General features: G+C 49.1%; 11 protein-coding genes. 6 read left to right on the top strand and 5 right to left on the bottom strand.

The annotated features are described in order from the left end of the window. Window positions 1-11 precede the first annotated feature (11 nt). Window positions 12-4,319 (bottom strand): AAA domain-containing protein, encoded by a 4,308-nt coding sequence (locus Q0577_RS02225; protein ID WP_298732376.1) that lies wholly within the window; start codon window positions 4,317-4,319, stop codon window positions 12-14. A 446-nt stretch (window positions 4,320-4,765) separates the two neighbouring features. Between Q0577_RS02225 and Q0577_RS02220 the strand changes: the two genes are divergently transcribed. Next, entirely contained in the window at window positions 4,766-5,653 is an 888-nt protein-coding gene (locus tag Q0577_RS02220) for a polysaccharide lyase (RefSeq protein ID WP_298732375.1), read from the top strand. 285 nt (window positions 5,654-5,938) lie between these two features. Here Q0577_RS02220 and Q0577_RS02215 read toward each other — a convergent pair whose 3' ends face one another. Genes Q0577_RS02215 through Q0577_RS02200 form a run of 4 tightly spaced genes read right to left on the bottom strand, consistent with a single transcriptional unit; the run spans window position 5,939 to window position 11,452 of the window. Next, window positions 5,939-8,887: an FAD-binding and (Fe-S)-binding domain-containing protein gene (locus Q0577_RS02215; RefSeq protein WP_298732372.1), complete on the bottom strand. Its 2,949-nt coding sequence runs from the start codon at window positions 8,885-8,887 to the stop codon at window positions 5,939-5,941. Between the two features lie 18 nt (window positions 8,888-8,905). Further along, a complete protein-coding gene (locus Q0577_RS02210; RefSeq protein ID WP_298732370.1) occupies window positions 8,906-9,220 on the bottom strand; it encodes a hypothetical protein in 315 nt (104 codons plus the stop codon). 3 nt (window positions 9,221-9,223) lie between these two features. Then, a complete protein-coding gene (locus tag Q0577_RS02205; protein WP_298732368.1) occupies window positions 9,224-10,681 on the bottom strand; it encodes a sodium:solute symporter in 1,458 nt (485 codons plus the stop codon). Between the two features lie 24 nt (window positions 10,682-10,705). Beyond that, window positions 10,706-11,452 carry a DeoR/GlpR family DNA-binding transcription regulator gene (locus tag Q0577_RS02200; protein ID WP_298732366.1) on the bottom strand — a complete coding sequence of 249 codons (747 nt, stop codon included), beginning with the start codon at window positions 11,450-11,452 and terminating at the stop codon, window positions 10,706-10,708. Between the two features lie 193 nt (window positions 11,453-11,645). On the opposite strand from Q0577_RS02200, the gene Q0577_RS02195 reads away from it, so the two are divergent. The 5 genes from Q0577_RS02195 to Q0577_RS02180 all read left to right on the top strand — a co-directional run bounded on the left by Q0577_RS02195 (window position 11,646) and on the right by Q0577_RS02180 (window position 15,456). Continuing rightward, window positions 11,646-12,191 carry a TetR/AcrR family transcriptional regulator gene (locus Q0577_RS02195; RefSeq protein ID WP_298732365.1) on the top strand — a complete coding sequence of 182 codons (546 nt, stop codon included), beginning with the start codon at window positions 11,646-11,648 and terminating at the stop codon, window positions 12,189-12,191. Between the two features lie 553 nt (window positions 12,192-12,744). Further along, window positions 12,745-13,158 (top strand): nuclear transport factor 2 family protein, encoded by a 414-nt coding sequence (locus tag Q0577_RS02190; RefSeq protein WP_298732363.1) that lies wholly within the window; start codon window positions 12,745-12,747, stop codon window positions 13,156-13,158. Window positions 13,159-13,167: 9 nt separating this feature from the next. Further along, the gene (locus tag Q0577_RS27195; RefSeq protein WP_366883721.1) at window positions 13,168-13,407 is read left to right on the top strand and encodes a helix-turn-helix transcriptional regulator; all 240 of its coding nucleotides are present in this window, start codon (window positions 13,168-13,170) and stop codon (window positions 13,405-13,407) included. A 429-nt stretch (window positions 13,408-13,836) separates the two neighbouring features. Further along, window positions 13,837-14,274, top strand: a complete 438-nt coding sequence (locus Q0577_RS02185; RefSeq protein WP_298732361.1) for a nucleoside deaminase — start codon at window positions 13,837-13,839, stop codon at window positions 14,272-14,274. A 147-nt stretch (window positions 14,275-14,421) separates the two neighbouring features. After that, window positions 14,422-15,456, top strand: a complete 1,035-nt coding sequence (locus tag Q0577_RS02180; RefSeq protein WP_298732359.1) for an MBL fold metallo-hydrolase — start codon at window positions 14,422-14,424, stop codon at window positions 15,454-15,456. The last annotated feature ends 3 nt before the right edge of the window (window positions 15,457-15,459 follow it).

Genomic DNA, 15,459 nt, shown 5'->3' with positions numbered 1-15,459 from the left:
GTTGTAGTTATTTAATGTTCGTGCTGCAGGTGCTCCAGCAGCATTTTCATTACACGGTTGGGGTCAGCCAGCCAGTCCTTTGCATATACATGTGCTATCTTCCAGCCGAAGGACTGCAGGATAGCGGGGCGTTGATAATATTGTTCTATAAGATTGTCGTTGTTGTAATGCTGTTCATCATCCATTAATATGCCAAGATGATACTGACTGTCATCCCGACGGCGTTTAACCGCCAGCGTGCAGCGGAAGCTGCTTTGCCCTACCGCTTCATCTACTGTAAAACCGGCTTGCTGCAGCGCGCTTTTTACCTGTTGCATGGTAACGGAAAGCCGTGCTGTATTTTGCCGCATGGCGGTATTGTCAGGAGGCAGAAGACTGTCAAGTATATGGCGTGCTGCTTCCATGCGTCCGCTGCTCACCATCTCCGCATAATGCAGGAAACGTTTGAAGTAACGTGCGCCGTCGTTATGCTCATTGGTAATATGATGATGTTTGATGCTGCTGATAACGGCCATATGTTTTTTAGCCCGGCTGAAGATCACGTTCAGTCGCTTTTCTCCGCCACGGCGGTTCACCGGGCCGAAGTTCATCAGCATTTTTCCCTGGCGGTTATGACCATAGCAGATGCTGATGATGATAATATCCCTTTCATCTCCCTGCACGTTTTCAAGGTTCTTTACAAAGAGGCCGGTGTATTGTCCTTCTTCGCTGCGGTTAACCGCCATATCCAGTGCGGCTTCAAAAGCGCGGTCTTCAGCCGCCAGTGCGGCGATAGCGTCTTCAATAGCGTTCTGTTGTTCCTGGCTGAAAGCCACGATGCCGATGCTGTCTTTTACCTGGTCCAGCAGCAGCTGCTTTACCATTTGCGCAATATAGGCTGCTTCTTCCCGGTTGCTGCGTTCTTCATAGATGCTGTTGGGCAGATAATGGAAACTGATGCTGTGCTGCAACAGGCGCTGTGCGGTATGGCTGCCTTCTTCAGGCGATTGTACGATGATCTCCGGCCGGTGGTGATGTTGTACCATCCTGTCGGGGATAGTCAGCAAGCCGCCACCGTAGAAAGCATGGTTGGAATAACTGATCAGGGCTTCATAGCGGCTGCGGTAATGCCAGCTAAGCATGGTGCTGTGCAGTTTGCGGGAGCCTTGCGCCAGCAGGCTGTCTGCATCTTCGCTTAATATATCCGCTTCGCTTTCTCCTTCAAACAGGTCGAGGTCGTCAGGATCTGAAGCGCCGTTGCCGAAGAAATTGGCCGGCGGCATTTGTTTGTCATCACCTACGATGATGGCCTGCGGTGCACGGAAGAGGGCGGGGATCCCTTCTTCCAGCGGGATCTGGCTGGCTTCATCAAAGATCACAACGTCAAAAGAGTGCATATCCAGCGGTAAACTATCGCTTACGCTTAATGGACTCATGAGCCATATGGGCTTGATATCCCTTAACACCACACCGCTTTCGCCGGAGGCCATTTCCCGTATGCTGCGGAAGCGTATGGTCTTGCTCATTTCATGCTCCAGCACACGTCTTCCTTCTGCATATATTTTCTTTAACTGTTTTTGTTCTGCGGATAGTTGTCCGGCTGCGATATTGGCCAGTGCATAACGTCTCAGGAACTGTTGCCGGCGACTGGCCCTGATATAGTCACTGTTTAAAAGCAACAGCTGCTGATAGGTTTGTGCAATTTCCCTGACGGCCTGCTGCAAACCAGACTGGGTGGTGGCTGCAAAGCCCGGGTGGCTGTTAAATACCGCCTGCAGCGTTTTATGCGCCATTGCGGCTTCCGCCTGCCGGGGACTAAGCGGTAGCGCACGTAACATTTCCTGTATAGCCGGCGGTAGTATGGCAAAACGCTGCAAAGCAGGCAGCAGCTCCTTTAATAAAGGCGCCTGGCCACTGATGGCCGTCAGTTCCTCATGCACCTGCTGCAGGGATTTTTCTGCGTAGCCATGCAGCGCCTGTTGTAATTGCAGCTCCAGCTGATGCAGGATATTATTCAGTTTACTCAGCTGCATTACCAGTTCGTTAGCGGAAGGATGCTGCAGCAGGTAGGTAACGGGGCCGTCGCCCAGTTTGCGGCGCAATGCCTCAAGTCCTACGTAAATGGTAGTGATATTATCTATGCCGTATTGTTCCTGTATGGTATGCTGATGCTGCTGTACTTTTTCTTTCGCATCATATTCATCCCGCAGTTGCTGCAGTATCTCGCTGAACGCAGGAGGCAGCTGGTGAGCGGAGAAATTATAGGCCTTTTTCAGCTGTTGTTTCAAGCGCCGCCAGTCTCCGCTTAAAAACTTAAAAAAGGAGCGCTCATACCTGGCTGCGATACGCAAACCCTGCTGCACTTCCTGTTCGCTGAATTTTTGCAGCCAGTGCTTGTTAAGCGCCGAAGCCTTCTTTACACCCTTTTGCAGCTGGCGGTATTTGCGGTATACCTTTTCAAAACGGCGGGCCGCTTTCCCTGACTGATCTACCAGCTGCAGGTTACTGCTGGCGGCCAGTGGTTCCAGCACCGCAGCATTTTTTACCAGGGTAATGATGTCTGCCAGCCTGCCGGTGAACTCCGGCGGAATATTGTTCCGCACAATGATGTGCGCTATCTGATCGATGGTAGATTTTGCGTGGCTGCTGATGCTTTCCATGAGCGTAAGCGGCTGTGCATCCTGCATCAGCCCGTTGCCTAAATGGCGGAATGGATGTTGCGCAAATACAGGCGCTGCACCGGTTTGCTCCAAAGCGTCGCCCAAAGCGCGGATGGCTTCACCATAATCCAGCCATTGTTTATAGCCCGGCAGTAATGCTGCTTCCTGCGGATTAACAGCTGGGATATGCGCCTGCAGCTGTACCAGTGTTTCGATCAGCTGGCGGGTGGAAATCCCTGCTTCTTCGTGCACGGCGCGCTGCTGTTCATGATAGGCCTGTAACAGCTGCAGCTGCCGTTGCAGATGGTCCAGCGCAATTTTGCGGCGCAGGGTGATATGGGTAAGATCCATCTTGGTGCGCAGGAAGTCATCGTACACCGTTTTCAGTTCACGAACAAACGCTTTCTTGTCTGCCTGGCTATCGTGTATGTAACAGCAGAGCTCTGCCAGTTTATTCTGTTGCAGGCGGTGATATACCACATCCAGCGCCGCTCTTTTTTCACATACAAACAAAACGCTTTTGCCCCTGGCTGCAAAGTCGGCTATCAGGTTGGTGATGGTTTGACTTTTCCCGGTTCCCGGCGGTCCCTGGATGATGTAGCTTTGTGCGCTGCTGCCGTGCAGGATGGCATTGGTTTGCGCAGGATCTGCCGCGATCACGTGGTACCATTCCCGTGGCGATTGATCGGTAATGATGGGCGCCGGCGTTTTGGGCATATTATTGAAAAGGCGGCTGAACACGGGGTGTTCCATGCCTTGTGCGCTTACCTGGTTATAATCGCTGACCAGGCTCATTTTTTTATAATTGAAGTTGCCCAGTACCAGGTTGGTGCTGTCCAGCTTCCACAGCAGGGGTTGAGCGGGCAGGGGGGCTGGCTGGCTGATAGCAGCTGCATTCAACAGATGCGCCGGTATGGTGTCTTTATTGCGCAGCTTCTTCACATATTGCCGGATAGTATAGCGGGCGGTTTGCTCCAGGGCGGCTGCATCCGGCTGATGAATATGCTGCAGCTCCACGCCCTGTTCCGCTGCATCGATGCGGGCTTTCAGCGCGAGATAAAATTCTTCCATACTGGTTTTATCCAGCGCAACAGTTTCAGGCAGAAGGATGCCGAAATTGTCTTTCCAGCTATGGGCCAGTATGGGATTTACAATCGCCTCATTATCCAGTATTTCCAGCGTAAACAATTCTTCTTTAAGCGCCTTGCTGCGTTTCAGTTTAACAGGCAGCAGGAGCAGCGGACTCTGTATAGGCTGAGCGGTATCTTCTTTCAGGTTGTACCAGTGCAGGAAAGCTATTACCAGCTGCAGCTGGCTGAAGCCGTATTCTTTTTCGTCATTCTCTGCTTTTTTGCGCAGGGTGTTAAGCTGTGTTTGCAGGTAGGGATGATCGGCAAATTGCAGGTGCTTATTCAGCTGCAGAACTTTCATGCTGCCCGCCAGTTTAGCCATGGCTGCATTCCAGGTAAGGAGGCCTTCCGGCAGTTTAGCGCGTTCAGGCGGCAGTATGGGTACGCTGCCTGCGCTCAGGTTTACAAAGCGGCTGTTGGGCTTATAATAGAGCAGCCGGTTACGCCGGCTGGTATCAAAGAGCCGGTTGCGCAACCTCGAAAGGATGAACGCATTTCTGTCTGCAGGCTGTTTGGCCTGCAGCATGGCATCTTTGGATAGGTCAGACATAACAGGTACAGTGATTTTGCATGCAATTGAAGACAAAAAAAGGTTATTGGACCGGATAAAACAACATAATTTAAGTTGAACGGATTAAAAGTTTCAACATTTGAAAGTTTAAGCGTTTAAAAGTTAGATGGAGCCCAGGATAAGCAGCTACCCTCAAACCTTCAAGCCCTCAAACTTTTAAACCTTCCGATTTTCAAACTTTTTCCGTAGATTAGTGTACACACGTCATTATTAATAATTTCCAAAATTCCAGTTATGAATCAATTGAAAACCATCTCACAAGTCTTCCTTCAGCTCAAAATGTGCAATCGTTTGCAATTTTATGAGGAAGAACCGCGTTAAAGGCTAAGCAGATTAATTTATCAACCTAAAGCATCATCAAAACACGTCATTAATGCGCATTAAGGCCTTTGCATTTATTTTCTAATCATTAAACACAAACCGGAATGAAAACCAGTGTGATTCTCAACACACCGGCATGCCTGTTGGTATTGCTGGGTGTAATGGCTGTCTCCTGCACTAAAGACGCCACCCCTGATTCTTTATTAAAAGCTGATCAACCTGCAGCTAGTGATGTAGCAGCAGCTGCAGATGTTTCGATCAGCGCGATTAACAGCAACTTGTCCGTAAACTGGGACAACTACGCGCACGGTGTTACCTACACCAGCAGCAATGCCGCAACAGACTTCGGCAATATCAGTTCCTGGGTAAACAACCGCGCCATGATCTCTAACGGTAACCTGCGTATTACCCTGCTGAAAAACGCTTTATCAGGCGCCGGCGGTGTGATCGGCAACATCGATGTGTCTGATGGCAGCGCTTATGAAATGGATTATGACATCCGCTTCCACAGCCAGTTTGACTGGAGCCGTGGCGGCAAGGTAGGATTCGGTTTCTCTGTAGGTGATGGTAATACCGGCGGAGATCCCGGATGGGATGGCAACGGCGGCTCTTTACGTTTGATGTGGTACCAGACAGATGCAGGCCGTGTGTTTTTCCAGCCCTACATTTATTATAAAGATCAGCCGGGGCAGTATGGGGATACGTTTGGTAAGTCTTATCCTTCTTCCGGCAGCATTACCAGGGGCACTACCTACCACGTGCATATGTATATCAAGAGCAATACCGGCAGCAATACGGATGGTCATGTACAAATCGTGATCAATGGCACCGTAGTACTGGATAGGGCCATCCGCTGGACAACCAACGATAGCAAGCGCCTGATCAGGAATGTGACTTTCCATACTTTCCGCGGCGGCAGCCAGTCTTACTGGCAGTCTACTACAGATGGGTATATTTATTATGACAATTTAGTGGTGCATAAGATACAGTAGCGGGAGGGAGGGGCTACTTTCCTCGCCAGTTCTGCAAATGGTAAACGGGTCTTCATCAATCGTCATTGCGAGGCCCTGCAGCGCCCTGGCGGGAAGCGGGGCCGAAGCAATCTTTTAAATCATGAATAGGTTTCGTTTATTACTTTGTGTTTGCCGTTTAAAGGATTGCTTCGTCGCGCTCCACACTGAGCCCTGCGCGGCTCCTCGCTATGACGGGGATGAAGGACTGTTTGTTGTTGACGGGGGATGAAGACCTTTTTGTCATTAACATTTGCTAAAAGACGTTTACGCCAACGCCTCAAACAACACCTCCGCCGGATGGAGCGCTGTTCTTTTTGTGCCATCCCATATCTGGTGACGGCAACTGGTGCCTGGCGCTGCGATGATCACTTCTTCGTGCTGCGCCCTTACGGCAGGAAAGAGCACCAGTTCCCCGATCTTCATGGAGGTAGCATAATGTTCCTTATCAAAACCAAAGGAACCGGCCATGCCGCAGCATCCGGAAGGGATCACGGTTGCCTCGTAGTTAGCGGGCCAGGATAATACTTTACTGGTAAAGCTGACGGATGATAGGGCTTTCTGGTGGCAATGGCCATGGATCAATACTTTCTTTTTATCCGCTTTGAAGGACGCTTTTTGGATGTTGCCTTTGTCTATCTCGGCAGCCATAAACTCTTCAAAGAGCAGGACTTGCTGAGCGAGCGCCGTTGCTTTTGCTTTCAGCGCTTCCGGAACAAGATCTGCGTATTCATCCCGGAAAGTAAGAATGGCGGAAGGTTCCAGGCCAATGAGGGGATAAGGGCCATCTGCAATAAAAGCCAGTAATTCGATGTTTTTCTTTGCGATCTGTTTGGCGCGTTTCACCAGGCCTTTTGACAAATGGGTGCGTCCGCTTTCTATATGTTCAGGGATGATCACTTCATATCCTAGTGCGGTCAGCAGGCGGATACAGCGGACGCCGATAGTTACATCATTATAGTTGGTGAACTCATCGCAGAAGAGATATACTTTGCTGAAGAACTGTTTACCTTCCTGTTCACGTTTGAATTTCGTGTACCAGCTTTTCAGCGTATAGGGGTGCATGGCAGGTACATCACGCTGGGGCGCCATATGCATCATGCCCTTCATCATCCCGGAAAGGAATTTATTCGAGAACACGAAATTGTACAAGCCCGGCGCGATGGCGGCCAGTTTACTCAGCTTCGGGAATTCTGCTATCAGGCGGGCGTTCACAGGAACACCGTGTATATCATAATACTGCTGCAGGAATTCCGCTTTCAGCTTGGATACATCCACACTGGAAGGACATTCTGTTTTGCAGCCCTTGCACGACAGGCAAAGGTCCATTGCGTGATGGATCTCTTCATGATCAAATGCCTGCGGGGTATTGTCCTGCGCCAGGAATTGACGCAGCACATTGGCCCTGGCCCTGGTGGTATCTTTTTCAAAACGGGTAGCCATATAGCTGGGGCACATGGTACCGCCTGCAAAATGTGTTTTGCGGCAGTCGCCTGAGCCGGAGCACTTTTCTGCCAGCTGCAGTATGTCGCCTTCCCTGCTGAAATCAAAATGTGTTTTGATCCCTGGTCCTTTTGCAGCTTCCTTGAAGCGGAAGAAGGCATCCATCGGCGGCGTATCAACGATCTTACCGGGATTGAACAGGTTGGCGGGATCATAGATCTGCTTTACCTGTTTACAAAGCTCATAACATTTTTCGCCCAGCATAAAGGGGATGAACTCTCCGCGCAGGCGTCCGTCTCCATGTTCTCCGCTTAATGAACCTTTATATTTTTTAACCAGCGCGGTGGTCTTTGCCAGTAGTGCGCGGAAGGCGATCCTGCCTTCAGGACTTTTCAGGTTAATGATAGGCTCTACGTGTATCTCTCCGGCTCCCGCATGTGCATAATAGGAAGCCTGCAGCTGCATATCTTTTAGCACACCTTGCAGCTCTTCGATATAATCAGGCAGGTTTTCAGGCGCTACTGCACAGTCTTCGATCAGGTTCACCGGCTGCGCATCTCCCTTGATATTACGCAACAGACCGAGTCCGGCTTTTCGCAGGTTCCATGCCTTGTTGATGTCTGCCCCACGCAGTACCGGGTAGGCATAACCAAGTCCGGCGGCTTGAATTTCATTGATAAAGGCAGTGGTTTGGGCCTGCAGTATTTCTTCTGAAGGACACATAAATTCCACCATCAATATAGCAGCAGGATCTCCTGCAACAAAGAAGCGGTTCAATGAATGTTCGGGATGCGCTTTCGTGAAATTCATGATCACATCATCCACCAGCTCTGCTGCCGTTACCGGGTGTTTCACCGCCACCAGGTTCACCAGCAGGGATTCTTTAAGCGTGCTGCAATGCACGCACACCAGCGCGTTATGTGCAGGCGGCAGCTCCATCAGCTTCAGCTTAGCTTCGGTAATGAAGGCAAGCGTACCTTCAGAGCCGGCTATCAGGCGCGACATATTGAAGGGCGCTGTACCGCCGTAAGGCTGCGTATCCAGCAGCGCATCCAGTGCATAGCCCGTGTTCCTTCGCTTTACGGAAGGCGCCGGATAGCCCTCTTTGATAGCCTGTTGATTTTCTTTATCGGATAATATGGTGTGGATGGAGCGGTAGATCTTACCTTCCAGGTTATCCTGCCCCAGCTTGGTATTCAGGGCTGCTTCATCCAGTGCGGCGAATGTCACTTCCTCACCGTTACTTAACACAGCGTTTACAGAAAGCAGGTTATCGCGCGTAGCGCCCCACACTATAGAGTGTAGTCCGCAGGAGTTATTACCGATCATGCCGCCTATCATGGCGCGGTTGGAAGTAGAGGTTTCGGGGCCAAAGAAAAGCTTGTAAGGTAATAGCCATTCATTCAGCACATCCCTTTCTACACCGGGTTGTACCCGCACCCATTTTTCTTCCGTATTAACTTCCAGCATCTTATTCAGGTAGCGGGAAGTATCAACTACCAGGCCCGTGCCCACTACCTGCCCGGCGAGTGAAGTACCCGCCGTGCGGGGGATCAGCGGCACCTGGTGCGCCTGGCTCATTTTTATCAGCAGGCTGATATCTTCTTTGTTTTTCGGGAGCGCTACTGCCAGCGGATGTTCCTGGTATACGGATGCATCGGTGGCATAAGCCATGAGCACTGTTTTGCTTAGCGGATCATCGCCAAAATAAAAATCGCCAGCCAGTTGTTGCTTTATTTCGCTGAAGATCTGATGTAATTGTGCCTTGTCCATAACCATATGTTTTGCCTGTTAGCGGGAGCTGATCGCTGAAAGCGCTTTCTTGACAGCACCATGTTGTAACAGCAGTGTCTTTGCCAGGATACCCGGGCTTCCGCCGGTACCCGCGCCCGGGTAAAAGAGGTGGCCGGCGGCCGGCATTTTATCTGCGGCAGCGCTTACCAATGATGCAGTTGCAGGGGTGGCATTGTGTACCGCAGCGGGAACGCCTGTGTTTTCCTCATTGATGTTGGTCAGCAGTTCCTGCACGCTCATCTTTTCCAGGTGGCGATGGCGGGAGGCCTGCTCCGTTGTATTAATAAACTCTTTATGCGGGGAAAGGTTCATGATCTAATGTGTTGACGCTGTTTTCCTGCCCGGTATCAGGCACAATCCCAGGAAGGTAAGCAGGCCGTTGATGAACAGCAGTTCCAGCCCGATACCAAAGTTACCGAAGATATACTGCTGGTAGTGATCGATAATGAAACATATGATCGGCGATACCACAACTACCACCGGTACCAGTTTATCGTTCACGGATCTTTTAGTAAGAATACCGAAGGCAAAAAGTCCCAGTAAAGGTCCGTAGGTATAACCCGCTATCTTCAGGATGAGGCCGATCATGCTTGGGTTGTCCATCCATTTAAAGCCCATTACAAACAACAGGAAGATGGCTGCAACAGCAAGGTGAACGATCTGGCGGATGCGTTTTTTCTTTTTATCGTCCAGGTTTTCGTTCCGTTGTATACCCAGTATGTCAATACAAAAAGAGGAGGTGAGTGCAGTGATAGCGCCGTCTGCACTGGGGAAGAGGGCGGAGATCAGTGCAATGATAAAGATGATGGAGACGATGCCCGGCATGTATTGCAATGCGATGGTAGGGAACAGTTCGTCGCCTTTGGCGCTGATGCCTTTGGCATCTGCAAACAGGTAGAGCAGTCCGCCGAGGAAGAGGAACAACAGCACTACGAGCATGAAGATGAAGGCGAAGGTCATCATATTCTTCTGGGAGTCTTTCAGCGTTTTAACGCTGATGTTCTTCTGCATCATTTCCTGGTCCATACCCGTCATGGTAATGGAGATGAACGCACCTGCCACAATCTGTTTCAGGAAGTAATCCTTACCTGCAGGATCGGTCACAAAGATCTTTGAGTAACCTTTTTCTGCCAGTACCTGTGCGCTTTGCAGCAGGTTAAGGTCCAGCTGGTTCAGGATATAGAACACGCATACGATCAGGCCGATGAGCATACAGGCAGTTTGCAGGGTATCTGTCCACACGATGGTCTTAACGCCGCCTTCAAAGGTATACAGTAATATCATCAGCAGGATGATGAGGGAGCCCAGCCAGAAAGGCATATTGAAATTCTGCAGGATGGTATGATGCAATATATTCACCACCAGGTATAATCTTGCGGTGGCGCCCAATGTGCGTGATAGGATAAAGAAGGATGCGCCTGCTTTGTAGGAATGTACACCCAGCCGGTCTTTCAGGTAATTGTAGATGGAGGTAAGATTCATTTTGTAGTAAATAGGCAGCAATACATAAGCTACCACGGCATACCCGATGAAGTTACCGATGATCACCTGGAAGTAGGAATAGGCGCTGAACCCAACGGTACCGGGTACACTTACAAAAGTAACGCCGCTGAGGGAAGTACCGATCATCCCGAAGGCTACCAGCATCCAGTTAGAGCCGCGATTGCCAATGAAGAAGGATTCATTGGTGGCGTTACGGGAAGTGAACCAGGCCACAACCAGCAGCAGAACAAAGTATGTGATAACAAGCGAAAATAATAAGACTGGTGACATGCGCTATTGATGTGTTGTTTAGACTTATAAAATCCTGAGGCCGGTTTCCCGGTATGGTTTAAGGGCTGGATCGCCCGGGTTCAGTTCAGTGATCAGTGTATTGATACCCGACAGGTCGCACACCTTGATGCGTTGTACGGTATTCAGTTTTTCCGTGATGGCCAGTGATACTGTGTGGGCAGATGCTTCGATCATGGCTTTCTTCACTTCTGTTACCTCCCAATCATTATCTGTAATGCCTTTTTTAACGTCAATGGCATTGGTGCCGAGGAAGCAGAGGTCTGCCTTGATACCGTTCAGGCGGGAGATGACGCTGCCGCCAACCGCGATCCGGGAATTTTTAGAGATCCTGTCGCCCAGGAATACCAGGTCAATATTAGGATGATGACTGTATTCGTATGCTGCGGGCAGGCTTACGGTGATGAAGGTAGCGCGCAGCTCGGGCGGCAGTGATTTGGCAAGTTCGATAATGGTGGTACCGCCGGTGGTAAGCACAAACATGCCGTCTTTGATCAGGCGGCAGGCTTTGGTGGCGATGAGCTTTTTACTGTCCAGTGCGTACACATTTTCTGATGCTACGGACAGGTGGAATGATTTGGACAGTGCGCCGCCGTGTACTTTGATCAGCTTATCCTGTTCCGCCATCTGGTTGAGATCCCTGCGGATGGTATCTTCAGAAACGCCCATTTGCTGGCTCAGATCTACTGACAGCACTTTGTTGTGCAGGTTTACCTGGCGCAGGATAAATGACTGGCGTTCCTTCTTTAGCATGCCCGGAGCGGATTTGATTCCGACTAAAATAATGTAATATTTTAATAAACATGCAGGAAAACGCAGTTTTTTGATCTTAATCCAGAAAATAGCTGCAAAAAATGCAGGGATGCTAATCTAAACATGCAGTTTGGGGAGCCAGGCTAAGATAGACCAATCTGTCTGTTAAGTGATAATTTTTTACCTTTGCGGGATGAAACAGAAAGCAAATGATCCTAAGCAGCGGATACTGGAAACCGCTACGGAGCTGTTTTACAGGCAGGGGTATCATGCTACGGGAATAAACCAGGTGATACAGGAAGCGGAGGTGGCGAGGGCTAGTCTTTATCAGCATTATACCTCGAAAGAGGCTTTGCTGGCGGCTTTTCTGCAACACCGGCATGATTACTGGTTTGCGAAGCTGAAAGAAGCAACGGCGCATACCAACCAGCCTAAGAAGAAGATCCTGGCATCGTTTGATTTTCTGCAGATGATGAATGAGCAGGAGGATTACCGGGGTTGTGCTTTTCTGAATATACTGTCTGAAGTGACCGATAAGGATGCGGAGGCGCTTGCTATCATCCAGGATCATAAAAAGGAACTACGTACTTATTTATCTAATATCCTGGCTGGGGAGCCGCAGCAGCTGAAGGACCAGGTGTATTTACTGTTTGAATCTGCGATGGTGGAGAGCCAGTTGTTCAGGAACAAGTGGCCGGTGGTGGAGGCAAAGAAGATAGTGAGCGGCTTGCTGCGCTGATGGGCGGGCTAAGGGGCTGTGTTTGCCAGGTGGGGGAAAATTCCAGTTAGCTTACGCCGTCGTTCTGTTGTCTTACACTGTAGTTCTGTAAAGTGGCGGCTCCGTTCTGTTATCTTACAACGCCGTTCTGTCAGCTGGCGCGTTCGTTCTGTTGTCTTACACTGCCGTTCTGTAAAGTGGCGGCTCCGTTCTGTTATCTTACAACGCCGTTCTGTCAGCTGGCGCGTTTGTTCTGCTGTCTTACACTGCCGTTCTGTAAAGTGGCGACACTGTTCTGTTATCTTACAACTCCGTTCTGCTATCTTCAACTCCGTTCTGCTATCTTCAACACTGTTTAGTTATCTTACAATGCCGTTCTGCCGGCCGGAAGCCAGGGCGGTTTGCATTCCCTGAAGAGCTTCTAAAATAAACAGACCGATCTGTCTGTTTTTAACTAATAAGATATTATCTTTGCATTGAGCTATTGATTGAAACAATTAATTAGTATAGTCTTTAGCAGACAGATTGGTCTGTACAACTTATTATATTTCATTCACTATTAAATTGAAGTTATATGGAACAGCGGCATCCATTACCGCCATTTACATTGGAAACAGCTTTGCAGAAAGTGCAAATGGCGGAAGACGCCTGGAATACACGGGATCCGCAAAAGGTAGCGATGGCTTATACTGTTGACACGGAGTGGCGCAACCGGGATCAATTTGTGAACGGACGGCAGGAGGTGATAGCTTTTCTGACAAAGAAATGGGAACGCGAGCTGGATTATAAGCTGAAGAAGGAGTTGTGGGCATATACGGATAACCGTATCAGCGTTCGGTTTGAGTATGAATGGCACGATGAGGAGGGGAACTGGTTCAGGTCTTATGGGAATGAGCAGTGGGAGTTTGACGCGAATGGGCTGATGCAAAGAAGGTTTGCATCGATTAATGATCTGAGGATAGAGGAGGGGGATAGGAAGTTTGTGTAGTGGCAGTTTATGGGGGAGGCCAAAGTATTGAAGGAATTGGGCAAGCGGCTTCAGGGACTCCGTAAGAAGAAGGAATCAAGTGTTAGAAAGTTCTCTTATTTAGCAGATCTTTCAGTAAGCTATGTACAAAGGCTTGAAGCGGGGGATTCAAATCGGTCTTATACTACCTTGATAAAACTTGCTGAAGCGTTGGAAGTAGGACTGGGAGATTGTAAATCTATTAATCTGAATGCTCTTCATTACCTCTGACATCTTCCTCTCAATCAAATCGAAGCCACCGGTTTCCCCTCCATTCCCCTTTGCACAAGATACCCAACAAGTGGAGCAAAAGGCTCAATATTCCCTTCTACACTAGCCCTTTCAAGTGCCGCCATATATTCATCCCTTTGCTCAACCGGAATAACTGTCCAGGGATAGCCACCTGATGCCAGCATCACGTTCAATGAAAATATTATTAAAAGCGCTGATATTATTCTGCTCATTTTATACACAGTGGAATCTACCGCCCGGAATGAATGAGCTAAAATGAGCTTTATTTTGACTTAAAGTGAGCTTAAACTGGTTTGCAGCTCAATTAACCCCCAATTCAAGCTTAAAAAACGGCATTTTTGAGCTCTACCCGGCAACATGGTGAGCTTTAAATCACTAGCTTCGCTAAACACCCAAATCTCTTTTCTTATGCCCGATTTCATGACCGCCGCCATCCGGGAAGCATTAACCGGCCTTAAAGAGGGTGGCATCCCCATAGGTGCCGTACTGGTGCACAACGGAAACATCATCGGACGCGGACATAACCGGCGTGTCCAGCAAAACAGCGTTGTCCTCCACGCAGAAATGGACGCACTCGAAAATGCAGGCAGACTTACAGCTGCAACGTATAAAGATTGTACAATGTACACCACATTATCTCCCTGTCCCATGTGTACGGGTGCTATATTGCTGTATGGCATTCCCCGGGTGGTGATCGGTGAAAACCAGACATTCATGGGCGCCGAAGGTCTGCTGAAGGCTCACAATGTTGAGGTCACTGTTCAAAACAGCAGGGAATGTATTGAGATGATGCAACAGTTCATTCAAAGCCGTCCGGAACTTTGGAACGAGGATATTGGTAAGTAATAAATAATATTTTTTCCATCCCTTAAAATATTCCCCCGCCTCAGCCGTCAACATACCTGTATGAAGAAATTTATCAGGATCATCATCAAATGCCTGACAATAACACTCGTCATACTTGTGTTATTCACAATCACTGTATTAATATATATGAGACATCCGTTATTCGGGGAAAAGCCTTCAGGAAAGAGATTGGAATTGATCAAACAATCACCTCATTATAAAGATGGGCAGTTCCGGAACCTTCATCATACACCGTCACTTTCAGAAGGACATAGTATGACCGGCGTGCTTTATGATTTTATATTTAAAAAACGCCTGCGGGCCCGCCCGGTAGATTCGTTGCCTTCCGTAAAGACTAATCTGTTGACACTTGCACCGCAGCAGGATATACTGGTATGGTTTGGCCACTCATCTTATTTTATACAGGCAGGAGGGAAGCGTTTCCTGGTTGATCCGGTGTTTTCAGGCAGCGCATCACCATTACCCGGGGGGACAAAGGCCTTTAAAGGCGCTGATATTTATACTGTTGAGGATTTTCCGCCAATAGATTACCTGTTTATTTCGCATGATCACTACGATCACCTGGATTATAAAACGATGTCGGCGTTAAAAGGAAAAGTAGGTAAAGTGATCTGCGGACTAGGGGTAGGTGGGCACCTGGAAAGATGGGGCTATACACCAGCCCAGATCATAGAAACTGATTGGTGGCAGGATGTGGACCTGGGAGATGGCTTCCTTGTACACACAGCCCCTACCCGGCATTTCTCCGGCAGAACCTTTGTACGTAATAATACACTCTGGCAGTCGTATATATTACAAACGCCAGCTATGAAGATCTATATAGGAGGAGATAGCGGCTATGACACGCACTTCGCTGAGATAGGAAATAAGTTCGGCCCGATAGATTTTGCCATCCTGGAAAATGGCCAGTACGACCTTGCATGGAAGTACATCCACATGCAGCCGGAAGAAGTGCTGCAGGCTGCTAAAGACCTCCAGGCAAAAAGATTGTTACCGGTGCACTCCTCCAAGTTTACACTGGGCAATCATCCCTGGGATGAACCCCTGGAAAGGATAAACGCCATTGCAGACATTCCGCTGGCTACTCCAATGATAGGCCAGCTGGTAGATCTGCAGGATGATCAACAGGTGTTTGAAGCATGGTGGAAGGGAGTACAGTAAACA

Origin of the sequence: uncultured Chitinophaga sp., assembly GCF_937898475.1 — a bacterium.
In the GTDB taxonomy this organism is placed as follows: Bacteria; Bacteroidota; Bacteroidia; order Chitinophagales; family Chitinophagaceae; genus Chitinophaga.
Note: the sequence above shows the minus strand (reverse complement) of the source record. Positions and strands in the feature narration are given on the sequence as shown.